This window comes from Streptomyces sp. NPDC002889 (genome assembly GCF_042888425.1).
In the GTDB taxonomy this organism is placed as follows: Bacteria; Actinomycetota; Actinomycetes; order Streptomycetales; family Streptomycetaceae; genus Streptomyces.
This window is the reverse complement of record NZ_JBIAPT010000046.1, coordinates 1-20,996: the sequence shown is the minus strand read 5'-3', so window position 1 is coordinate 20,996 and position 20,996 is coordinate 1. Positions and strand designations below refer to the sequence as shown.

The 20,996-nt window shown below is 69.8% G+C and carries 20 protein-coding genes and 3 pseudogenes; 9 read left to right on the top strand and 14 right to left on the bottom strand.

What is annotated here, in order from left to right; genetic code table 11:
- From ACFYWI_RS37350 to ACFYWI_RS37335, 4 genes and pseudogenes are all read right to left on the bottom strand, one after another.
- The coding region (locus tag ACFYWI_RS37350) for a TIR domain-containing protein (RefSeq protein ID WP_389240461.1) at positions 1-870 on the bottom strand (870 nt) is incomplete at its 3' end.
- Positions 871-1,028: 158 nt separating this feature from the next.
- Positions 1,029-1,571 carry a hypothetical protein gene (locus ACFYWI_RS37345; protein WP_389240459.1) on the bottom strand — a complete coding sequence of 181 codons (543 nt, stop codon included), beginning with the start codon at positions 1,569-1,571 and terminating at the stop codon, positions 1,029-1,031.
- Positions 1,572-1,732: 161 nt separating this feature from the next.
- Complete coding sequence (locus ACFYWI_RS37340; protein WP_389240456.1) at positions 1,733-2,785, bottom strand: NACHT domain-containing protein; 1,053 nt, start codon at positions 2,783-2,785, stop codon at positions 1,733-1,735.
- Positions 2,786-3,287: 502 nt separating this feature from the next.
- A pseudogene (locus tag ACFYWI_RS37335) lies at positions 3,288-3,743 on the bottom strand (zinc-binding dehydrogenase); the annotation flags it as partial.
- Positions 3,744-3,745: 2 nt separating this feature from the next.
- On the opposite strand from ACFYWI_RS37335, the pseudogene ACFYWI_RS37330 reads away from it, so the two are divergent.
- Positions 3,746-4,180, top strand: a pseudogene (locus tag ACFYWI_RS37330) (transcriptional regulator); the annotation flags it as partial.
- Between the two features lie 128 nt (positions 4,181-4,308).
- On the opposite strand, the gene ACFYWI_RS37325 reads toward ACFYWI_RS37330, so the two are convergent.
- A complete protein-coding gene (locus ACFYWI_RS37325; protein ID WP_389240466.1) occupies positions 4,309-5,568 on the bottom strand; it encodes a hypothetical protein in 1,260 nt (419 codons plus the stop codon).
- A 320-nt stretch (positions 5,569-5,888) separates the two neighbouring features.
- Between ACFYWI_RS37325 and ACFYWI_RS37320 the strand changes: the two are divergent.
- Positions 5,889-6,096, top strand: a pseudogene (locus ACFYWI_RS37320) (transposase); the annotation flags it as partial.
- On the opposite strand, the gene ACFYWI_RS37315 reads toward ACFYWI_RS37320, so the two are convergent.
- From ACFYWI_RS37315 to ACFYWI_RS37305, 3 genes are all read right to left on the bottom strand, one after another.
- On the bottom strand, positions 6,033-7,091 hold the full coding sequence (locus tag ACFYWI_RS37315) for a GNAT family N-acetyltransferase (RefSeq protein WP_389240454.1): 1,059 nt from the start codon (positions 7,089-7,091) through the stop codon (positions 6,033-6,035). The pseudogene ACFYWI_RS37320 and the gene ACFYWI_RS37315 overlap by 64 nt on opposite strands.
- A gap of 111 nt (positions 7,092-7,202) precedes the next feature.
- Positions 7,203-8,468, bottom strand: coding sequence for an Ig-like domain-containing protein (locus tag ACFYWI_RS37310; protein ID WP_389240452.1), 1,266 nt, complete (start codon positions 8,466-8,468; stop codon positions 7,203-7,205).
- A gap of 239 nt (positions 8,469-8,707) precedes the next feature.
- A complete protein-coding gene (locus ACFYWI_RS37305; protein WP_389240450.1) occupies positions 8,708-9,100 on the bottom strand; it encodes a hypothetical protein in 393 nt (130 codons plus the stop codon).
- A 108-nt stretch (positions 9,101-9,208) separates the two neighbouring features.
- Here ACFYWI_RS37305 and ACFYWI_RS37300 point away from each other — a divergent pair, with 108 nt between their 5' ends.
- Complete coding sequence (locus ACFYWI_RS37300; RefSeq protein ID WP_389240447.1) at positions 9,209-9,517, top strand: LPXTG cell wall anchor domain-containing protein; 309 nt, start codon at positions 9,209-9,211, stop codon at positions 9,515-9,517.
- 69 nt (positions 9,518-9,586) lie between these two features.
- On the opposite strand, the gene hutH is transcribed toward ACFYWI_RS37300, so the two are convergent.
- From hutH to ACFYWI_RS37275, 5 genes are all read right to left on the bottom strand, one after another.
- Positions 9,587-11,128 (bottom strand): histidine ammonia-lyase, encoded by a 1,542-nt coding sequence (gene hutH / locus ACFYWI_RS37295; protein ID WP_389240463.1) that lies wholly within the window; start codon positions 11,126-11,128, stop codon positions 9,587-9,589.
- Between the two features lie 84 nt (positions 11,129-11,212).
- The gene (locus ACFYWI_RS37290; protein WP_389240445.1) at positions 11,213-12,439 is read right to left on the bottom strand and encodes a diguanylate cyclase domain-containing protein; all 1,227 of its coding nucleotides are present in this window, start codon (positions 12,437-12,439) and stop codon (positions 11,213-11,215) included.
- Positions 12,440-12,511: 72 nt separating this feature from the next.
- Positions 12,512-13,312, bottom strand: a complete 801-nt coding sequence (locus ACFYWI_RS37285; RefSeq protein ID WP_389240443.1) for an enoyl-CoA hydratase/isomerase family protein — start codon at positions 13,310-13,312, stop codon at positions 12,512-12,514.
- A 541-nt stretch (positions 13,313-13,853) separates the two neighbouring features.
- A complete protein-coding gene (locus ACFYWI_RS37280) occupies positions 13,854-15,044 on the bottom strand; it encodes an adenylate/guanylate cyclase domain-containing protein (protein WP_389240441.1) in 1,191 nt (396 codons plus the stop codon).
- A 211-nt stretch (positions 15,045-15,255) separates the two neighbouring features.
- Entirely contained in the window at positions 15,256-16,113 is an 858-nt protein-coding gene (locus ACFYWI_RS37275) for a biotin--[acetyl-CoA-carboxylase] ligase (RefSeq protein ID WP_389240439.1), read from the bottom strand.
- Positions 16,114-16,247: 134 nt separating this feature from the next.
- Here ACFYWI_RS37275 and ACFYWI_RS37270 point away from each other — a divergent pair, with 134 nt between their 5' ends.
- The 5 genes from ACFYWI_RS37270 (at position 16,248) to ACFYWI_RS37250 (ending at position 20,071) form a co-directional block, all read left to right on the top strand.
- On the top strand, positions 16,248-17,858 hold the full coding sequence (locus ACFYWI_RS37270; RefSeq protein WP_389240437.1) for an acyl-CoA carboxylase subunit beta: 1,611 nt from the start codon (positions 16,248-16,250) through the stop codon (positions 17,856-17,858).
- Between the two features lie 14 nt (positions 17,859-17,872).
- On the top strand, positions 17,873-18,079 hold the full coding sequence (locus ACFYWI_RS37265; RefSeq protein ID WP_389240435.1) for an acyl-CoA carboxylase epsilon subunit: 207 nt from the start codon (positions 17,873-17,875) through the stop codon (positions 18,077-18,079).
- 98 nt (positions 18,080-18,177) lie between these two features.
- Positions 18,178-18,537: a hypothetical protein gene (locus ACFYWI_RS37260; RefSeq protein WP_389240433.1), complete on the top strand. Its 360-nt coding sequence runs from the start codon at positions 18,178-18,180 to the stop codon at positions 18,535-18,537.
- Positions 18,538-18,622: 85 nt separating this feature from the next.
- Positions 18,623-18,751, top strand: a complete 129-nt coding sequence (mmpB, locus tag ACFYWI_RS37255) for a morphogenic membrane protein MmpB (protein ID WP_389240431.1) — start codon at positions 18,623-18,625, stop codon at positions 18,749-18,751.
- Positions 18,752-19,462: 711 nt separating this feature from the next.
- The gene (locus ACFYWI_RS37250) at positions 19,463-20,071 is read left to right on the top strand and encodes a Maf family protein (protein WP_389240429.1); all 609 of its coding nucleotides are present in this window, start codon (positions 19,463-19,465) and stop codon (positions 20,069-20,071) included.
- 27 nt (positions 20,072-20,098) lie between these two features.
- Here the strand turns inward: ACFYWI_RS37250 and ACFYWI_RS37245 are convergent, their stop codons facing one another.
- Positions 20,099-20,560 carry a hypothetical protein gene (locus ACFYWI_RS37245; protein ID WP_389240427.1) on the bottom strand — a complete coding sequence of 154 codons (462 nt, stop codon included), beginning with the start codon at positions 20,558-20,560 and terminating at the stop codon, positions 20,099-20,101.
- A 355-nt stretch (positions 20,561-20,915) separates the two neighbouring features.
- Here ACFYWI_RS37245 and ACFYWI_RS37240 point away from each other — a divergent pair.
- The coding region (locus ACFYWI_RS37240) for a biotin carboxylase N-terminal domain-containing protein (RefSeq protein ID WP_389239036.1) at positions 20,916-20,996 on the top strand (81 nt) is incomplete at its 3' end.

The window sequence follows — 20,996 nt, the reverse complement described above, 5'->3', positions numbered from 1 at the left end:
CGGGGCCAGGGCTGCGGGGTCCTCGGCGTTGTCGAACACCAGCAGCCACCGCCCCCGCGTGCGCAGCTCCTCCGCCAGCGCCTCCAACGCCTCCCTCGGCGGAGTATCGGCCTGTGCGGCTCCGGTCTTGACTGCCAGCGCGGCCAGCTGGTCCGGGATCAGGGCCGGCTCTTCGGAGTGGATCCACCAGGCCAGTTCGTACTCGCCGGCGAACCGGTGCCCGTACTCGATCGCCAACTGCGTCTTGCCCACCCCACCCCGGCCCCGCAACGCCTGCACCGCCACCCGCGACCCCGACGACAGCTGCTGACGCACATGCACCAGCAACCCGTCGCGTCCGGAGAACCCGGCGTTGCGCCCCGGCAGGTTCCACACCCGCGGCAGACTCCCCGGCAACCGCGGACCCGACCCACCCATCCCCCGCAAACGGCCCCCACCACCACCAGCACCAGGAAACGCCGGCTCACCATCCGGACGCCGCGGACCCGCCACCGCCCCCAGCAGCACCCGCCGCGCCTCCTCCACCGCCAGCCCCACCAGCGAGGGAGCGAGCAAAGGCCGGAGTATCGCAGGCGCGGAAGCGCCGTCGAGACGTAAGGGGATCAGCTTTTCCTTCGCCGCCACCACGGCCGTCCACTCCTCCGTGGTGAACCGCTCGGGATCGAAGTACGCGGCAGAGAACAGCGCCAGCATCCGGCCCGAGGCCAGGGCCTCGTTCATCTTCAGGACGAAGTTGTCACCCGCACCCCAGTCCCAGTAATCCAGCTCCACGTCGTAACCGGCGTCCTGCAGCTGCCAGGCCACCCACTCCGCCCACGCCCGGTCCGCCCCCGCATGACTGACGAACACCCGCCCACCGACCTCGACCATCCAGCCCTACCCCACGACGCCGCCCTGCACGAGACCACCGACACTAGGCCAAACCACCCCGCACCCGCCGCACTTCACCAAGCTCAGCGGCCAGGCCGCAGACTCCGGCCTCATCCTGATACGAGAAAGCGTCTTGGCAAGCTCGACAGACCCCGCGCTCAACGCTGCTCCCTTGAGGCGGATGCGGTCGCTGAAGCCGGGCAAAGACGACTGGACTGAGTCCGTGGGCGCGGCGACAGTGTGACCCGGTCAGCGGGAAAGTGCTCGAGACCGATGACACTGGAAGCATCGCTGACGTATAGATTCAGGCTGGCGTTGAGGTTTTTGAGCGGGGTTATGTCGGGTGCCCAGCCACGGCATGACAATGACAGGCGCTTCAGTTGGGGGAAGAGGTCGGGGATAAGGTCTAGCTGCAAATCCGAACGCTCGGTGTGGATGTGAAACTCTTCGAGATCGGGCAGGCGAACGGCCTGTGTGAGGTCGCAAAAGTCGCCGAGATACAGCCCTATAAGCTGAGGAAGCTTTGTAAGCTCTTCCCATTCGATCATGTCGAGGGGCTGATTGAGAATTAGCCGCTGAAGGTTCTGCCAGCGGGCTATGCCGACGAGAGACGTGGCAATCTGATTTCCCAGTGACAGGTTGGTTAGGGTCGAGGGCGCCGGGAATCCGGCGAGATTAACGCCGGGCAGTCGCGTGTACAAGGCCAGTGCAGTAAGTTCCGGCAAGTCGCCGAGAGCGTCGAACGAGAGTTCATCGGGTACTTGCAGCAGATGAAGGCGGGACAGTTGCAGACCGGAGAGCTCTCGCAGATCAGTCAGAGCCGAACCCTGCAGGGCGAGTTCCTCAAGGATTGTTAGGTCTCTTACGAATCGGAGTGAGGTGAGCCTAGGTGCGTCAATACCTGAGAAGCTGAGCCTTGTTCTTCTATTGCAGGCATTGTTGGCAGTGCATCATCAATGAGTGCTACGGCGGTGGCATGATCCATCTCGGTCTGCTGGTTGCGGATCAGCCAGTACGCAAGTCGCTTCAGCAATTGCATGCTTTGCTTCTCGGTGAGTTGGATTCCTTCGGGAACAACGATGCTGCGCTCGCGATCGCGGCGAACCAAGAGCATGGAAAGCGCTGCTTCATACAATTCCATCCGGCTATGCGGCAGGTGTCCACGACGTTCCCGATGTAGCGCACAGATCAGAGCGCACATCAGCGGTGTCGTTGACAGTTGAGCGAGGTCCCGCTGCGTGCGCACCGTGATCTTGAGTGCGGCTTCTAGACTCTCCAGGTGCGCCCGCTCGGCTTCAGATTCAACGCAGTGTCGGGCCGCGTTGTGCCATCGTTGTACGAATAATCCAATGTCGACACCACTCATGGGGCGCACCGTAAGCTCTGTGAAGCCTTGGGCTGCTAGCCATCCGTCTGGAACGGCTGAAGGTCGAGTGGTGACTACGAAATACGCATTCGCATAGGCGGACAGGAGTCCGAGCAGCCATTCTCGAGTTGCCTTACGGCGCTCCTCAGGGACTTCATCAACACCGTCAATCAGGATCAGCGAAGAGCCCGAGGAAAGCACATCGTCTGCCCATCCCGAAGGTTGCATACCCGCCAGGGGCGCATCGACTGCGGTGAGAAATTCATGCGGTGAGGGCAGCGAACCTCGACGCACAAGGGTGCGCAGCGGAAGGACGAATGGGACTCGGCCACGCCAATCGGCGAGCTCCTCCGGCAGGCCACCGTCCGCTGCCGCCACAGCCAGCCACTGCAACAGCGTCGTTTTCCCACTGCCGGCCAGTCCCTTGAGCAGCACTCGGCGATGCCCCGACAAGGCATGTTCAGCTCGCCGCACCACACCATCAGGCAGCTGGGCCTGATCACTAGATATGCCCCAAGTGGCCGATTCGGCCGCCAACTCCAGGCTCAAGTACGCAGCATCCAGAGGCCAGGATGCCCGCTCTGGTCCACCTTCCCTTCGCCGTATCCGTTGAGCGTGCCCGTGGGCCATCTGTGGGCCAGTAGATCGGTTGTGGGCCGGCGGAACGAGGTCTGAGCAGGCCACAGCGGCTACGCGGGGGGCTACGTGACGCTCTTGAAAGCCGTTCCCGGCGACACCGTGGTCTATGGCCGTCTCTGCGTTGTAGGAGCGCTCTGGGCCTCGCGCTGATCCGGGCGAGAAGTGACCTGGCAAGCGATGTAGTGCGGTTGCCAGCATTGGGGCGGCTCTCGCAGGCCACAGTCTGGGAGCCCTGGGGAGCCACCCCGGGAGCCACACACCACGACACTCGACGGACTCTCACGGACTCCGGCGGACGATCGCCAGGGGTGAACACTTGGGTTGGCTCCTGGCGAGCGTCGCCTTCTCTGGTGCCGCCTTACCTGGCAGGTAATCGACGGCCGCCCATGCCCCCGCCCCCGCCGCGCAGGCCTCAGATCGTCGCCGTGTCGATCACGAACCGGTAGCGCACATCGCTGGCGAGCACCCGCTCGTACGCCTCGTTGATCTGGTCCGCACGGATCAGTTCGATCTCCGCGCCCAGGCCGTGCTCGGCGCAGAAGTCGAGCATCTCCTGGGTCTCCCGGATGCCGCCGATTCCGGAGCCCGCCAGGGTCTTGCGTCCGCCCATCAGGGAGAACACATTGAGGGACACGGGCTCCTCGGGGGCGCCCACGTTCACCATGGCGCCATCCGTCCGCAGCAGGCTCAGGTACCTGTCGAACGGCAGCGGCGCGGACACGGTGGAGACGATCAGGTCGAAGGTGCCGGCCAGTGTCCCGAACGTCGCGTCGTCGGCGGTCGCGTAGTAGTGGTCGGCGCCGAGCTCGAGGCCGTCGTCCTTCTTGCGCAGCGACTGGGACAGCACGGTCACCTCGGCGCCCAGCGCGCGGCGACTTCGCCGCGCTGCCGCCGCAGGAGCGGAACATGGCGAAGCTGGTCTTCCTGGATCCGAACGCGCCGGATCTGTACATGGACTGGCAGTGCAAGGCGACCGAGGTGGTGAGCGTGCTGCGGCTGTACGCGGGCTGCTGTCCGGACGATCCGCAGCTGTCGGCACTGATCGGCGAACTGTCCGTGAAGAGCGAGGAGTTCCGCACACTGTGGGCGGCGCACACGGTGCTGGAGAAAGGTCACGGGGCCAAGCGGCTGCACCATCCGCTGGTGGGCGAGATGACGTTGTCGTACGAGACGCTGAGCCTCCCCGACGACCATGACCTTGCGCTGGTGATGTACCACGCCGAGCCCGGCACGCGAGCCGCTGAGTCGCTGCGGCTGCTGTCCGGCTGGGGTGTGGACGAGGCGGCGAGCGCCGACGCCGTGTGACACACGCCCGCCTCACGGCGGCACGTTCAGAGTTTCGCGGCCCATCGCTATCGAGGGTGCAGGTGGGGCCCGAATCCGCCGGCCTCCAGCAGCGACCGGCCCGCCTCGGGCGCATTTGTGCCGGCGTCTCAGCCTTCCTCGTCGCGTTCCTCGTCGTCCCCGCGCCGACGGAGCACTCGCTCGGCAATCCCGCTGGAGAGCTTGCCCGTCACCGATCTGGCTCGGTCGAGGGTCTCGTTACCGAGGCGCCTGGCGGCATTGACGCCCTCTGCTCCCGTCTCGAGCACCTTGTCCCTCGTCTCCGCGGCCGCGTCCACCCATCGTCTCGCGTCCAATGACTGTCGACCGCGCTCGATCCCGAGCCGCCCGTGGAAGTCAACGACGGCGATCGCGACATGGTTGCTCGAATGCACCACAGCTGGGGACGCGGTCGGGTGCAGCAGCACCTTCGTGTTGGCCGTGCCGACAGCCGCATCCACGCGGGCCATCAGACGCTCGGTGCTCCGTGAGATGAGTTCCATCCGGTTCTGCCGGGCAGCCCGAAGTGCGAGGCGATGCCGGTCCAGCTCATCCGGCTCATCCGGAGACGCATCCAGCACGCGGTCGAGTTCGAGCACGGCGATCGCGTCGTGCAGTTGGAAGCAACGAGCCAGAACGGCGAGCCACTCCCGAACTGTGAACTCTGCGTCCTTGGACGCCTTGGCGAGATCACCGATCTTGGTGTTGTGCTCCATCTTCTCGGCGAGCGCGTCGAGTTGACGCAACGCGTAGGCCTGGGTTCGCGCGATCGTCATCGACGTGGCCTGCACCTTCGACCACGTGACCTCGGAGACCCGACCCACCTGCTCTCGGACGATCATGGCCTCCTCGATGACGAAGCCCGCTCCGATCATGTCCGCCAACACCGCGTCCTTCTGGGCGCGGAGCACGTCGTCGACCTTCTCGTCGATCGCGGCGAGATAGTCGGTGATCTCGTCCATGGTCTGCTGCATCGCAAGCTGCGCCATGAGCCCCGCGGCACCAGCCAGAAGCGCCGGGTTGGTCAGAAGCGATCCGGGCGTCCTCGCCAATTCGAGGAGTCCCTTGATCTTGCCGTTCTCTGTCAACACGGCACGGCTGACACCCGGATTCGAACCTTTCATCAGCCCGTACTTCTTGAGAGCTTGCGCGGACTGCTCAGTCAACTTCACCCAGCGACCCGAGTTGGCTGCAATCTCGGAACCTGTCTGCGCGGCTCCAGCCACGGCACTGAGGGTGGATCCGAGCCTTGGCAGTCCGAGGTCCTTCGACGGCAGTCCTTCGGAGACGAGGAAGCGTTCGACAACCGTCGGACTTCCGATGACCGCCAGGCCATCGCCGTCGCTGATCAGCTGAATGTCGTCATCCATCGTCGGCTCCTGAAGTGGCTCTTCGCAGTTGAGGGCGTGGGCGGTGTGCGCGGCGGTGGCCGGGTAGGGGTCGAGGTCTTCCGATGATGGAAGTTCTCGCACTGCCCATCTGGAAGACCTCGACGTGCCTGACGCTACCTTCGCCTGCCCTGACCTGACTACGTTCTGTCGCCTCGATGAGCTCGGCTTGGAGGTGACCGGGCAGCGTGTGGAGCCGGATCGGCCGGTTCTTGCCTGCCGCGTCGTGGGCGTCGAGACCGACGGCTGGTGCCGCCGCTGCGGGTGTGAAGGAGTGCCACGGGACACGGTCACGCGGCGAGCTCGGACGGACCATGGCCAAGCGGGCCGCCGACGTCCTGGCCTACTTCGACCGCCCCCGGCACCAGCAACGGCCCCACCGAGGCGATCAGCGGCAGGCTCGAGCACCTGCGCGGCTCCGCGCTCGGCTTCCGGAACCTCACCAACTACATCGCCCGATCACTGCTCGAGGCCGGCGGCTTCAGGCCGCCGCTGCACCCTGGATCGTGAAGAGCCGGTTTCGCCTGGACGTAGGCGATGGTGCGCTCGCGTCGGTAGCCGAGGTGTTCGTTGACGGCCAGCATCGGGCCGTTCTCGTCGGCGACTGTGGTCGCGATCTCGCGTACGCCGGGGTGCGCCGCGGCGACGGCGGTGACCATATGGCGTTTGACGGCCCGGCCGAATCCGCGGCCGCGGTGGGCAGGCACGACCACCGTGTCGTACTGCAGGGCCCGTACGTCCGACGGGTCGCGGAGCACCAGCTCGGTGTACGCGGCAACGGCGTCGGTGCCGCCCGCCGTGTGCACCACCGCCGAGGAGAGGATGACACCGCCGCGGTCCTCGATCACTTGGGCGGCGGCCCGTACCCGCTCGGCGTCCCACGTGGGGGTGGCCTGGTCCATGTCGCCGCTGGGAGCGTCCTCCATCGCGTTGTGTGCCTCGGCGAACGCGGCGGCGAAGGCGTCGGGCACGACGCCGGTCCAGTGCACGTACGTGTAGCCGTCGGGCAGTGGGGGCTGCACCGGGTGGGCGGCGACGGCGTCGGTGATGTTCTGCACGTACCACGCCAGCGGCAGCACGTTCACGAAGCCGAGGCGGGTGGCGAACGTCTCGCCCGCGCCGCCGAGTTCGATCTCGGCGGAGACCGAGGTGCGCCCGCCGGCGGCGAGTTCGTCGCGTACGGCGCTCCAGAGCCGCGTGGCGATGCCCCGCTGCCTTGCCCTCGGGTGCACGGCCAGCACATCGAGGAAGGCCGTGTGCCGGTTGCTCTCCTCATGGAACAGCACCAGTGACGCCACCCCGTCGTACGAGCCGTCGGCGGCCACGGCCGCCAGGTGCACGGCCTCGGCGTTCACCGAGGGCTGCCGGAGCTTCCCCTCGGTCTGCACCCGGCCCGGCGGTGGCACCTCGGCGGGCAGGTCGCTGCGGTGAGCGGCCCGGACGACGGCGTGCCAGGCGGCCACGGCCGTGTCGGCCGGCGGGGAGGACAGGCGGATGATCGTCATGCCGGGACCGTACGGGCATACCCTGCGTCGCGCAGGTCGATTAAGGGCGGAGACGGCAGCGGCGGCACCCGAGGGGTGCCGCCGCTGCCGTGTCAGGGTCCGCGTGGTGGATCAGACGGCGGAGCCGGCCTTCCACTGCGCCCAGTCCAGGTTCCAGCCGTTCAGGCCGTTGTCCGGCTTGATGGTGGTGTCCTTGGAGTTCTTGACGACCACCACGTCACCGACGATCGAGTTGTCGAAGAACCAGGCGCCGGGCTGGTTCGGGTCGCCCGCTCCCTTGACATCGTTCAGACCGACGCAGCCGTGGCTGGTGTTGACGGAACCGAAAACGCTGTCGGCGCCCCAGTAGTTGCCGTGGATGAACGTGCCGGACGAGGACAGCCGCATTGCGTGCGGGACGTCCTTGATGTCGTACTCGCCCTTGCCGTCGTCGTCCGTGAAGCCGACCGTCGCACCGTTCATCCGGGTCTCCTTGAACTTCTCGGAGATCACCATCTGGCCGTTGTACGTGGGGTTCTCGGGCGAACCGGCGGAGATCGGGATGGTCTTGACCGTCTTGCCGTCCTGGGTGACCGTCATGGTCTTGGCGGAGGCGTCGACGGTGGTGACCTGGTTGCGGCCGATCGTGAAGGTGACCGTCTTCTGCTGGACACCGAAGACGCCGGGTGCGCCCTCGACGCCGTCCAGCTCGAGCTTCAGGGTGACGGTCGAGCCCTCCTGCCAGTACTGGTCGGGGCGGAAGTCCAGGCGCTGGCCGTTGAACCAGTGGCCGACGATCTCCTGACCGCTGCTGGAGGTCACGGTGATGCCGGACTGGACGGCCTTCCTGTCCGTGATCGCCTTGTTGAAGTTGATCGACACCGGCATGCCGACGCCGACGGTGGAGCCGTCCTCGGGCGTGAAGTTGCCGATGAAGCTGTTGTCGGGCGAGACGGTCGTGAACGAGGAGTTCTCGTGGGCTTCCAGGCCCTTGGCGTCCTTCGCCGTCGCGGCGATCTTGTACGTGGTCGAGCGCTGGAGCGGCGCGTCCGGCTTCCAGCTCTTGCCGTCGGCGGCGAGCGTGCCCCTCACCGCCGCACCGTCCGCCGTCGTCATGGTCACCTCGGTGAGAGTGCCCTCACTGACGGTCACCTTGGCGGCGTTGTTGATGCTGGCGTTCGTCGCGCCGTTCTTGGGCGAGATGGCTATTCGGGCCTTGGAGGTGTCCTTCGCGGCCGCCTCGTCGACCTGGGCCTGTGACGTCTTCGAGCTGTCGGCGCTGCCGCTGTTGTCCCCGTCGTCGGAGCATGCCGAGAGCGCCAGCACGCCACCGAGCATCGCGGACGCGACCATCAGGCCTTTGCGCCGCTTGCTGTCCGTCATCACACGCTTCTCCATCGTCGCCGATTTCCTCTGACCACTCACCTGGTCAAACACACATTCCGGGCGATCCGGTTCCACCATCGGGAAAGATGTGGGGAACGCCACTCGCCGAAAACTCGACCCACCGACCTGATCGACGCAGCTTCCGCCGCGCCGGTTGCAACCGGTTCGCCGATCGACACGGATATGACCGGGCCCTGGTTCGTCTGCCCGGCGACCCGGGGCCCGATGCCTGTCACATTCCCGCGGCCCGCCTACCGGCCGCTGTCACCGCCGGCATCGTCCGCGACGTCCTCGTCGTCGGAATCCGCGTCGTCCACGTCATCCTCGTACGCTCCGTCCTCCTCGTCCAGATCCCATTCCTCCGCCTCGGGGTCGTACTCGATCTGTTCGCTGCTCCACGACGCCTGCGCGAGCTCGACTCCCGGCACCTGGGCGACCAGGTCGAACGGGTCCACAAGATAGGCGAGCGCCTCCGCCTCGTCCTCGCGGACCGCGGCCCGGGCGTGCGCGCGCTCCTCGTCCGGCATGAACTCGTCGGCCGCGATCCGTTCCAGGGCCGCGCCGGTCAGGGCGCCGGAGTCCCCGATCTCCAGCACCAATTCCACGCGCAGCCGCACAAACTGTGATGTCTCAGAAGTAGTCATACGACGGAGGGTAGGGCTCCCGCACCCGCGGCTTTCCCACGACCCGCTGCTTTCACTAGCATCAGCGCACCCGGCCAATTCGAAGATGCCTCAAGGGGGATCGAGTCCGTGTCCGTCGCACGTCGACCGCTGCTGACCGCCACTGCCGCAGGGACTTTGCTGTGTGCGCTGTGGTTCGTCCCCTCGGCGAACGCCACTGCCGAGAAACAGGCGCAGGAGCATCGGAGCGGCGGCTCGACGGCCGCCACGGCAACGAACCACACGGCCACGCAGGGTGAGCAGGAACTGCTCCTCGCGCAGACCGGCAGCATGAACACCACCCCGTATCTGATCACCGGGACGGCCTTCCTGGGCATCGGCGCGGGCTTTGTCGCCTATTCCGTGCGCAGGCGTACCGCGCTGCCGGCCGCGTTCTGATCTCAGCGCAAAGGCCGCCCCGCGGCGGGGCGGCCCTTGCGCCGTGTCGGCCGCCGGCCCTGTCCGGACCTAGGCCAGCGGGCCGGTCACCGGCTCCACGGCCTCGACGAGCTTTCCGTCCCTTACGAACGCGTCCGCGGCCTCCAGGTCGGGCGCGAGGAACCGGTCAGGGCCCGGGCCCTCCACGCCCGCCGCTCGCAGCGCCGTGATGGCGGCCTGCGAGGCGGGAGCGGGGGTCAGATGGCGCCGCAGTTCGATCGCGCGGGTCGCCGCGTACAGCTCCACGGCGATGATCCGGTTGAGGTTGCCCACGGCGGTACGCAGCTTGCGCGCGGCCGACCAGCCCATGGAGACGTGGTCCTCCTGCATGGCGGAGGACGGGATGGAGTCGGCCGAGGCCGGGACGGCCAGCCGCTTCATCTCGCTGACCAGGGCCGCCTGCGTGTACTGGGCGATCATCAGGCCCGAGTCGACGCCGGCGTCGTCGGCGAGGAACGGCGGCAGGCCGTGCGAGCGGTTTTTGTCGAGGAGCCGGTCGGTGCGGCGCTCGGCGATGGAACCGAGATCGGCGGCGACGATGGCCAGGAAGTCGAGGACGTAGGCGACGGGCGCGCCATGGAAGTTGCCGTTGGATTCCACCCGCCCGTCCGGGAGGACGACCGGGTTGTCGACGGCGGAGGCGAGCTCGCGGTCGGCGACCAGGCGGGCGTGCGCCAGGGTGTCCCGGCCGGCGCCCGCGACCTGCGGGGCGCAGCGCACGGAGTACGCGTCCTGGACGCGGGGCGCTTCCTCCTCCTGGAAGTGGCCGGTGAGGCCGGAGCCCTTGAGCACGGCGGCCATGTTCGCGGCGGAGGCGGCCTGGCCGGGGTGCGGGCGGATGGCGTGCAGTTCGGGGGCGAGCACCTTGTCCGTGCCGAGCAGGGCCTCGAGCGACAGGGCCGCAGTGATGTCGGCGGACTTGTAGAGCCGGTCGAGGTCGGCGAGGGCCATGACGAGCATGCCGAGCATGCCGTCGGTGCCGTTGAGAAGGGCGAGGCCCTCCTTCTCCCGCAGCTCGACGGGCTCGATGCCGTGGGCGGCGAGAAGTTCGCCGGCGGGGCGGACGGTGCCGTCGGGGCCCTCGGCGTCACCCTCGCCCATGAGGGCAAGGGCGCAGTGGGACAGTGGCGCGAGGTCCCCGGAGCAGCCGAGGGAGCCGTACTCGTGGACGACGGGCGTGATCCCGGCGTTCAGTACGTCCACCATGGTCTGCGCGACCTCGGGGCGTACGCCGGTGTGGCCGGACGCGACGGTCTTCAGGCGCAGGAACATCAGCGCGCGGACGACCTCGCGCTCCACCCTCGGGCCCATTCCGGCAGCGTGCGAGCGCACGATGTTGCGCTGCAGCTGGGCACGGAGGTCGGGGCTGATGTGCCGGCTGGCGAGGGCGCCGAATCCGGTGGAGACCCCGTAGACGGGCTCGGGCTTGGCGGCCAGTGCGTCCACGATGGCGCGGGCCGCGGCGAGGGCGGTGCGGGCCTCGTCGGAGAGCTCGATACGGGCGCCCCCGCGGGCCACGGCGATGACGTCGGCGGCGGTGGTACCGGACGTCCCCACCACGACTGTATGCATATCCATATTCAGCAGCGTACGGACTGAATCCAAACCTGTCACCAGTGGTGGCCAAGTTGACCCCTTACTCGTCGGTACGCACCGTCAGGGCTCGCTCCACGGCTCCCGGTCCTCCTCCGGGCGCGCGTCCCGGAAGCGGCGACGGTCCTGCGGCGAGCGCGGCGGGGTGTCCGCGAGCCGGATGACCGTGCCGTCGCGGCCGGCGACCACCGGCTTCGGGGAGCGCGCCGCCTTCGCCCGGTACTGGGCGGCGTCCGCGAGCCGGAACAGCCGCCGGGCGGAACGGACCTCGCCGATCGGGTCACCGGTCGAGGCGACCCCGCACGCCACGCCCTCGCCCAGCTCCAACTCCTGTGCCCGCAGACACAGTTCGTCGGCGACGCGGACGACCTCGTCGGACGGGGGGCCCACCGTGACCAGACAGAACTCGTCGCCGCCCAGCCGGGCCGCCAGTGCGCCCGGGAGCATCGCGCCGCACAGCGACAGGACCGACCCGAACCGTTCCAGCAGCCGGTCGCCGACCGCATGGCCAAGGGTGTCGTTCACCTGCTTGAGCCCGTTGACATCGCACACGACGAGGCTGACGACCGAACCGTCCGCGTGGTACTCCTCGAGCGCCTCGTCGAGCCGGGTGTCGACGGCACGCCGGTTGGCGAGCCCGGTCAACGGGTCGGTGAAGGCGAGCCGCCGCACCTCCTCCAGCCGCTCGGTCTGGGCGACACCGGAAGCGACGACCGAGGCGAGGACAGTGGCGAAATCGGCGTCGTCCCGGTCGAAGACGGGGGCGGCCGGCGGGCGGGCGACATAGAGCTCCCCCCAGGCCCGCCCGTGCAGCACGATCGGCGCGACGACGCAGCAGCCGCGGTTGCGGCGACGCAGGGCGGCCACCCTCCCCCGAGGCCCTCCGGGCACGGGAGGCAGGCCCGGAGGGCTGTGGCCGAGCCCGGGCGACGCCGGTCCGTCCGCCGTCTCCACCCAGGCTCCCCCACAGCGCTCCGCGCGTGGGAGGGGCCCCCACTCGCCCCCGCCCGCCCACTGGTCGTGCAGAAACTCGGTGATCTCCGGGAAGTGGTTGACCGGATACGTCTCCGACTCGGGGAACTCCTCCTCGTCCGCGGCCCGTTCGCCGGCATTGACGAGCACCCTGAGCCGTCCGAGCTCCCGCTCCCACACCGAGAGCGCGGCAAAGGACCCGCCGAGCGCGTCGCAAGCGCCCAGGGCAGCCGCCCGCCAGGAGTCGCGCGGGGTATGGGCGGCCGCCATCGCCTGCGCCAGCGCCACCACGGCCCTCAACCGCCGATCCTCAGCCATCACCCCAGCTTAGGGAGGTTTCGGTCGATGTGATCAGTTGGCTTGCGCCGGGTCGCCGCGGCGGTCACCCGCTCACTCGCCGGGCCACTGGGGCTTGCGCTTCTCGTTGAAGGCCGCCACTCCCTCGGCACGGTCACCGGAGAAGGCGGTGGCCCGCCAGGCCGCGTCCTCGACCTCCAGACCGGCCCGCAGATCGAGCCCCTGCCCGAGCCGCATGGCGCGCTTGGCGTTGCGCAGACCGATCGGCGAGTTCGCGGCGATACGGGCCGCCAGCGCGAGGCCCTCGGTGCGGGCATCCTCCGCGAGTACGTCGACGAGTCCCAACTCCCGCGCCTCGGCCGCCTCCACCCGCCGCGCGGAGAAGACCAGCTCGGCCGCGCGGGCCGCACCGACGCGGCGCGGCAGCAACTGGGTGCCGCCGCCGCCGGGGATGACACCGACGGAGACTTCGGGCAGACCGACGACGGCGGTGGCATCGGCGACAATCACATCGCAGGCGAGCGCGAGCTCGAACCCGCCGCCGAGCGCAAAGCCGTGCACGGCGGCGATCGCGGGCATCGGCAGCTCCAGCACCCCGGTGTACGCGCCCCGGGCGGTGGGCCGCTGCCGCACCAACTCGGCGTCGGAGAAGGAGTTCCGCTCCTTGAGGTCGGCGCCGACACAGAAGGCGCGCTCGTGCGAGGAGGTCAGGACGGTGACACGTACGTCCCGGTCCGCCGCCAGCGCGTCGCAGGCGGCAGCGATGGACCGTGCCATCTCGGTCGACACGGCGTTCATCGCCTTGGGCCGGTCCAGCACGAGCTCGGCGACATGCCCCTGCTCATGCCTGCGCACGACGACGAACTCCCCGAACCGCTGCTCGGACTCCGACATGAGGCCACCCTCCCGGTTAACGATGGTTCACCGGGATCATAGGCGTGCGGGGCCCTCGGGCGGGCGGCGGACTGCGTTCCCGGGCTGACCCCGGCCCGCGTGCGCGGCGCCTTCGGGGGGCACGTCTCTCGGGCGTGGCCGGGTCCGTGGCGTGGTGCCCTCACACGACCCGGCCGGCCGTCCCGATCGCGCGACGCGCACGTGTCCCGCGGGGGAAGCGATTCCCGACGGAGCGAACGACGACCGTCCCGCGGCCGCGCCCACCCACCTGAGGGGGACGGGGTCGCAGGAGTGGGGTGCCCGGACGTGAAGCGGCGCAACTCGCGAGCGTAGCGCGGTGACGGAAGCAGTCCGGGCCCACTCCGGAGACCACGGCGCCCGCACCCACCCCGGGCAGGCGCTCCCAGGGACGCGCACCACGCGGCGCAACTCGCGAAGCGCGGTGAGGAAAGCAGTCCGGGTCGGGGTACCCCACTCCGCAGACCACGGCCCCCGACCCGAAACCGGACAGGCGCTCCCGGGGGCGCCACGCCCGAGCCGGTCAGGGCGTCGGCCGCCGCGACAGCAGCCAGGGCTCCACCACGCCCAGGCCACGGACCGGGCGCTGCCACATCGGCTGGAGGGCGAAGCGGTACACGGGGGGCTCGCCGCCCTCCTTCTCCGCCGTGGCCGCCTCCTGCGCGGCCTCCGACTCCGAGACCGGGGCGTCTCCCGTCCGGATCATCTCCTCCGCGAGCGCCCCGTCGACCAGAACGGCGTCCTTCGGCGCTATCGAGGTCAGGCGGCTCGCCAGGTTCACCGTCGTACCGAAGACGTCGCCCATGCGCGTGGTGACCGTGCCGAACGCGATCCCCACACGCAGCGCCGGCATCGACTCGTCGTTCGTCATCGTGTCTATCAGGCGCAGCCCGATCTCCGCCGCCGTGGCCGGATCGTCCGCCGCGTACAGCACCTCGTCGCCGAGGGTCTTGATCAGCCGGCCGCCGTGCGCGGCGACCAGGTCCGCGCAGGTGGTCTCGAACGACTCGACGAGCTCGCCCAGTTCCTCCTCTTCCAGGCGGCGGGTCAGCCGGGTGAAGCCCACGAGGTCGGCGAAGCCGACGGCCAGCCTGCGGTCGACCATCTCCTCGTCGTCGGCCGCCTGCACCACGCGTCCGGTGGCCGCGGCGAGCTGCCGCCGCCACACGTACACCAGGAACTCCTCCAGCTCCGGCAGGAGCAGCTCGACCAGCGGATAGGTGACCTCGGTGCGGGTCATCCCCGGTTCGGGCGGCTCGGTGAGGCCTTCCAGGAAGGAGTCGATCTGCCATTCCGCGAGCCGGGCGGTGGTCTGCCCCGTCGAGCGGGCGACCTGGATCGCCATCGGCTCGCTGAGCAGGCCCGCCTCGACCAGACCGGCGAGCCGCCGCAGGGCAAGGACGTCCGCCTCGGTGAGCGCTTTCGCCTGGCCGATGTCGGCGAAGCCCATGGCACGCCAGAACCGGGAGGCCAGCTCCATGGAGACGCCTGCGGTGCGGGCCGCCTGGAAGGGGGTGTAGCGCCGCTCGGCCCCGAGGATCAGCTGCTCCAGCCGGATGGCGAGCGGGTCGTCGCTCGGCTCCGCCGTGTGGTCGACCTCGTGGTGCGGCGTCGGGTGCACCGACGACGAGGACGATGAGCGGGCGGAAGCGCCGGAGGAGGACTCCGACGGCGGCTGCGCGCCCGCGCCGGAAGTGGTGTCGTCGACGGTCACCAGCCGCCTCCTGCCCGTTCCCTGCGCAATGCCCTGCCGATCTGTCGCTCGATCGCCTCAACGATACGGCAGGTGTGCCCTGGCTCACGTCCGGGCGGCCGTGCGGATTCGGCAGATTCGGCGGATTCGGCGGTTCCGTGGACGGGGAAGCGGACGGGGACGGGGAGGCGGACGCCGACGGGAAGGCGGAGGGGGCTCGTAGGGTCCGCCGTCAGTCCGCCGGACGCAGATGCACGATGTCGCCCGCACCCACCGTGTGCCGCTGCCCGTCGCCGGCGGTCAGCACCAGCTGCCCGTCGCCGTCGATCGCGACCGCCTCCCCGGTCAGCGAGCGGCCGCCCGGCAGCTCGGCGCGCACGGTGCGCCCCAGCGTCGCGCAGCCCGCCGCGTACGCCGCCTGCAGCCCCGAGGCTCCCGGGTCACCGCCGGCCCCGCGCCAGTCGCCGTACCACTGCTCGAGCGAGCGCAGCACGGCCCGCAGCAGCGGGTCACGGTCGGTGGAGATGGCGTTCGCCAGGCCCAGGGAGCCCGCCGTGGGGACGGGCAGTTCGTCGGCGCGCAGGGACACGTTGATGCCCATGCCGACCACGACCGCGTCGTCCCCGGCGCGCTCGGCGAGGATGCCTCCCGTCTTGCGCTCCTCGCCGCCGACGGTCACCAGGAGGTCATTAGGCCATTTGAGTGACATGTCGACTCCGGCGGCCTTGGCGAGCCCGGTCGCGGCGGCCACCCCGGTCAGCAGCGTCAGCCAGCCCCAGCGCCGTACGGGCACGTTCGGGCCGGGTCGCAGCAGTACGGACAGGAACAGTCCCGAGCGCGCGGGCGCGGTCCAGGACCGGTCCAGCCGCCCGCGCCCCGCGGTCTGCTCCTCGGCGATCAGCACGGCTCCCTCCGGCAGGGACGCGGCCCGCTGCGCCAGGTCGGAATTGGTGGAGCCGGTGGACTCCACCACGTCGAGGGAGGTCCACAGGGACCCCGGTACCAGCAGGGCGCGGCGCAGTGCGGGAACATTCAGCGGTGGCCGGTCCAGGTCGGACCAGCGGCTCTCGGGCGCATTCTCGGGCGTCATGCAAGCCAGGTTAGGTGTGGCAAACGCCGCACTGCCGAACGGTATCCGCGCCGATACGCTACGAGTCAGTAGCAACGGAACCCGTTACACACCCCCGTTACCGACCCCGTGACCAGGCAGGGAGCCGCATCCCGATGTCCGAGCCGGAAGAGATCGCCCTCTCTCACGATCAAAGCAGCCATACCACCGCGGGAAAGATCGCTGATCTTCAGCGCCGTATCGACGAGGCGACGCACGCCGGCTCTGCTCGCGCGGTGGAAAAGCAGCACGCCAAGGGCAAGTTGACGGCCCGGGAGCGGGTGGAGCTGCTGCTCGACGAGGACTCCTTCGTCGAGCTGGACGAGTTCGCCCGGCACCGCTCCACCAACTTCGGGCTGGAGAAGACCCGTCCGTACGGTGACGGCGTGGTCACCGGCTACGGCACTGTCGACGGCCGCCCGGTCGCCGTCTTCTCGCAGGATTTCACCGTCTTCGGCGGTGCTCTCGGCGAGGTGTTCGGCCAGAAGATCATCAAGGTGATGGACTTCGCCCTGAAGACCGGCTGCCCGGTCATCGGCATCAACGACTCCGGCGGCGCGCGCATCCAGGAGGGCGTCAGCGCGCTGGGCATGTACGGCGAGATCTTCCGCCGCAACACGCATGCGTCGGGCGTCATTCCGCAGATCAGCCTGATCGTCGGTCCCTGCGCGGGCGGCGCGGTCTACTCCCCCGCGATCACCGACTTCACGGTGATGGTCGACCAGACCTCGCACATGTTCATCACCGGCCCCGACGTCATCAAGACGGTCACCGGCGAAGACGTGGGCTTCGAGGAGCTGGGCGGCGCCCGTACGCACAACAGCACCTCGGGTGTCGCGCATCACATGGCGGGCGACGAGAAGGACGCGATCGAGTACGTCAAGTCCCTGCTGTCGTACCTGCCGTCGAACAACCTGTCCGAGCCGCCGACCTTCCCCGAGGAGGCGGACACGGCGGTGAACGACGAGGACCGCGAGCTGGACACGCTCATCCCGGACTCGGCGAACCAGCCTTACGACATGCACACGGTCATCGAGCATGTGCTGGACGACGGCGAGTTCCTGGAGACCCAGGCGATGTTCGCGCCGAACATCCTCACCGGCTTCGGCCGCGTCGAGGGCTTCCCGGTCGGCATCGTCGCCAACCAGCCGATGCAGTTCGCGGGCTGTCTCGACATCAACGCCTCCGAGAAGGCCGCGCGCTTCGTGCGCACCTGCGACGCGTTCAACGTCCCGGTGCTGACCTTCGTGGACGTGCCCGGCTTCCTGCCGGGCGTCGACCAGGAGTACGGCGGCATCATCCGGCGCGGCGCCAAGCTGATCTACGCGTACGCGGAGGCCACCGTCCCGCTGATGACGGTGATCACCCGCAAGGCGTTCGGCGGCGCGTACGACGTCATGGGCTCCAAGCACCTGGGCGCCGACCTCAACGTGGCCTGGCCGACCGCGCAGATCGCGGTCATGGGCGCGCAGGGCGCGGTCAACATCCTGCACCGGCGCACGATCGCCGCGGTGGAGGATCCTGAAGAGGTGGAGGCGACGCGGGCGCGGCTGATCCAGGAGTACGAGGACGCGCTGCTCAACCCGTACACGGCGGCCGAGCGCGGCTACATCGACGCGGTGATCATGCCGTCGGAGACCCGGGCACAGGTCGTGAAGGGCCTGCGTCAGCTCCGTACGAAGCGGGAAAGCCTGCCCCCGAAGAAGCACGGCAACATCCCCCTCTAGGAAGGGACTTCCCGATGATCAAGGTCGTACGAGGAAACCCGACCCCGGAGGAGCTGGCCGCCGCACTGGCGGTGGTTCAGGCGCGGGCCGCGGCAACGCTGGACGCCGCGGCCGGGGCGCCGCTGCCGCCGGAGGGCTGGTCGGACCCGGCGCGGATCGCGCGTACGCGCAGGCCGATGCCTGGGCCGCGGTCGTGGGCGCGCAGCTACTGGCCCGTATAGGGACATCCCGCAGGACATGAGGAAGGGCCGGGCCCCTGGGGGTCCGGCCCTTCCTCATGCCGAGGTCACAGCAGCGGGAGGCGTGGGATGCTGCCGCGATGCGCCGAGCATTCGCCCTGGAAGCGACAGTGATCATGGAGGCCGGTGCCGATGTACGGGCGCCGGGGGCAGCCATCACGGTCGCGCTGTGCGGCCACTGGGAGCACGAGCCGCCGTGCCCGCTCTCACCGCACCACACCGCCGCGGAGCAGTCCCGGGACGAGGTGCGGCTGCGTGTGCTCTTCGCCGCCGAACCCGAGCAGGAGGCGGAAGTCCGCGGCCGGATCCGGGCAGCTCTGGACCGGGGCGGCCTGGAAGGCCCCGATGGCCTCACCGCGCGTTGGCAGCTACGGGAGGCCCACCCGAGCCGGGTGCGGCCTGACGAGGAGGGGCACGCCCGGCGCCTCACACAGACCTGAGCCGGTTCCCCGGGTCCTGGAGCAGGGTCACGGTTGAGTACCCGTACTCAGGCGCGGCGCGAGCCGCGGCAGCAGGATCGAAGACATGCTGTGGTCCGACCCCGAGAACGAGCCCCCCAAAGAACTCCGGGACGTGCAGGCGATGCTGCGTCGCGCGGGGTTCCTGCTGGCGCTGGCGATGCTGGTGGCGATGTTCGCGGTGGGCCTGCGCTGACCCGCGCCTACGGGTCGCGAGCGCGGGCACCGGGCCATGACGGGGTCGAACCGCGCGCCGCGCCGCACCACCGCCGAGCGCGCCCTTCGTTGCCGACTGTGCCCGGGGGCACGCACCCGGCGCCACGGCTCGCCGCCGAGTGACGCCGACAGCGCCACAGGCGGCCCGCTGCGCGCCCCCGGAGCATGCGGCCGGACAATGGGCGCCCCGGCCCTCGCCCCAGGCAGCCAACCGGCACCCCGCGCTGCGCTCCCCCGAACCCGGCCACCCCCGCGCCACGCGGCGTGCACCGGCCCCGCCGGAACGCGCCGCCCGCACCCAGCGCCCCGGCCCCCGCCAGGCGCAGCCGCCCGGCAGAGGGGCGCACCGTTGCGCGCCCGCGGCGCATGCGCGGCCGGACAACGCCCCGGCCTTCGCCTCAGGCAGCCCGCGGTCACCGCACGACCGCCGAAACCGCCACCCCCACGCCACCCGACATGCACCCGCCCCGCCGTCGGAACGCGCCGCCCGCAGCCGCCCGCACCCAGCGCCCCGGCCCCCGCCAGGCACCCCACGCCGCATGACCGCCGCCCCCGGCCACCCCACGCCACCCGACATGCACCGGCCCCCGCCGTCGGAACGAAAACGCATCGCCGGCGGGCGCGCACACGGCTCCCGCGGGCATCACGGGCCCGGGCGGACGCCGTCCGCCCGGCACCTACGATGGGGCCCATGACCGCCGAATCGCGCCCCCGCCTCGTGCTCGCATCCGCGTCTCCCGCCCGGCTGAATCTGCTGCGCCAGGCCGGACTCGCCCCCGAGGTGATCGTCAGCGGCGTCGACGAGGACGCGCTGAGTGCACCGACCCCCGGTGAACTGGCCCTGGTCCTCGCCGAGGCAAAGGCCACCGCGGTGGCGGCCCGGCCCGAGGCCGCGGGTGCGCTGCTGATCGGCTGTGACTCCGTGCTCGAGCTCGACGGGCAGGCGCTGGGCAAGCCCGCCGACGAGGAGGAGGCGACAGCCCGCTGGAAGGCGATGCGCGGCCGCTCCGGCGTGCTGCAGACCGGCCACTGCGTGATCGACACCGCGACCGGCCGGCGCGTGTCGGAGACCGCGTCGACGGTCGTGCGCTTCGGCGAGCCGACGGACGCCGAGATCGCCGCGTACGTGGCCAGCGGCGAACCGCTGCATGTGGCGGGCGCGTTCACGCTGGACGGCCGCTCGGCGGCGTTCATCGACGGGATAGAGGGCGACTACGGCAACGTCATCGGCCTCTCACTGCCGCTGCTGCGCAGGCTCCTGGCGGAGCTGGGCGTCCCGATCACCGACCTCTGGACCTGACGACCGCCCCGGACGAGCCGGACCCGCTCAGGCCGGTGCCGCGCCATTCGTGGGTGCGGCGCCGGGCCGGTCCTCGGGCGTCGGCGCGAGCGGCTCGCGCTCCTTGCCGTACGCGATCAGTGACGCCACGACCAGCGCGAGCACGACCATCATGAACCCGAACGCGTACCAGCCGACCAGACCCACCGTCAGCGAGCCCAGCACACCGTGCGTGACCGCGCAGCTGATCAGGAGGATGCGGGTGATCCGGCCCGGAGCACGGTCGCGCAAACCGGCCAGAGCCAGCGTGCCACCGCACAGGGCCAGAAAGAGGCCGGTGGCTATCCCCATCGCCCAGGTGCCGGCGACCATCGCGTCCGTTTCGAGCCCGGCGAGCGACATCTCCTGCGCATCGACGAACGCCGCCATGATGCCGTTGAGAGCCACGAAGCCGACGGCCTCCACCAGCAGGACAAGCGCGGCCACGACGGCCACCAGTCTGCGCGCCACGGCGCCCCCTACCCTCTGCTACCCGATGTGCGTTCGACAGCGCGAACGCTACTAACGGGTAAACCCGGGGACAAGAGGTGTGGCACGCCCGGCCACGCCGCAAAAAATCACTGACCCATTCGTAGGGACTCCACAAAGAAACCCGTATGGCCGCTTGCCCTGCGAACAGAGACCTTGGCCACACCGGAGGGTTACTGTGCGGGGGAGGAACCCGTCGTACCGTGGTGCGACAAGGGATTTCGCGATTGCGCGAGCCTCGAATCACGCTCCGTGTGGGCAAGCTCACCACTGGGGACGGGTCGAAAGGCCGTGTTGGCAGTCCCTAAACTCAGCTTGTTTCAAGGAGGGAGCCATCGTGCGCAAGGTGCTCATCGCCAACCGTGGCGAAATCGCTGTCCGCGTTGCCCGTGCCTGCCGGGACGCCGGGATCTCGAGC

Bases quoted from the DNA above. Each gene is read 5' to 3' on its own strand.
- ACFYWI_RS37310 (WP_389240452.1), bottom strand. From the start codon at position 8,468: ATGGAGAAGCGTGTGATGACGGACAGCAAGCGGCGCAAAGGCCTGATG.
- ACFYWI_RS37270 (WP_389240437.1), top strand. From the start codon at position 16,248: ATGTCCGAGCCGGAAGAGATCGCCCTCTCTCACGATCAAAGCAGCCAT.
- ACFYWI_RS37305 (WP_389240450.1), bottom strand. From the start codon at position 9,100: ATGACTACTTCTGAGACATCACAGTTTGTGCGGCTGCGCGTGGAATTG.
- hutH (WP_389240463.1), bottom strand. From the start codon at position 11,128: ATGCATACAGTCGTGGTGGGGACGTCCGGTACCACCGCCGCCGACGTC.
- ACFYWI_RS37290 (WP_389240445.1), bottom strand. From the start codon at position 12,439: ATGGCTGAGGATCGGCGGTTGAGGGCCGTGGTGGCGCTGGCGCAGGCG.
- ACFYWI_RS37315 (WP_389240454.1), bottom strand. From the start codon at position 7,091: ATGACGATCATCCGCCTGTCCTCCCCGCCGGCCGACACGGCCGTGGCC.
- ACFYWI_RS37325 (WP_389240466.1), bottom strand. From the start codon at position 5,568: ATGGATGACGACATTCAGCTGATCAGCGACGGCGATGGCCTGGCGGTC.
- ACFYWI_RS37285 (WP_389240443.1), bottom strand. From the start codon at position 13,312: ATGTCGGAGTCCGAGCAGCGGTTCGGGGAGTTCGTCGTCGTGCGCAGG.
- ACFYWI_RS37260 (WP_389240433.1), top strand. From the start codon at position 18,178: ATGCGCCGAGCATTCGCCCTGGAAGCGACAGTGATCATGGAGGCCGGT.
- ACFYWI_RS37275 (WP_389240439.1), bottom strand. From the start codon at position 16,113: ATGACGCCCGAGAATGCGCCCGAGAGCCGCTGGTCCGACCTGGACCGG.
- ACFYWI_RS37250 (WP_389240429.1), top strand. From the start codon at position 19,463: ATGACCGCCGAATCGCGCCCCCGCCTCGTGCTCGCATCCGCGTCTCCC.
- ACFYWI_RS37265 (WP_389240435.1), top strand. From the start codon at position 17,873: ATGATCAAGGTCGTACGAGGAAACCCGACCCCGGAGGAGCTGGCCGCC.
- mmpB (WP_389240431.1), top strand. From the start codon at position 18,623: ATGCTGTGGTCCGACCCCGAGAACGAGCCCCCCAAAGAACTCCGGGAC.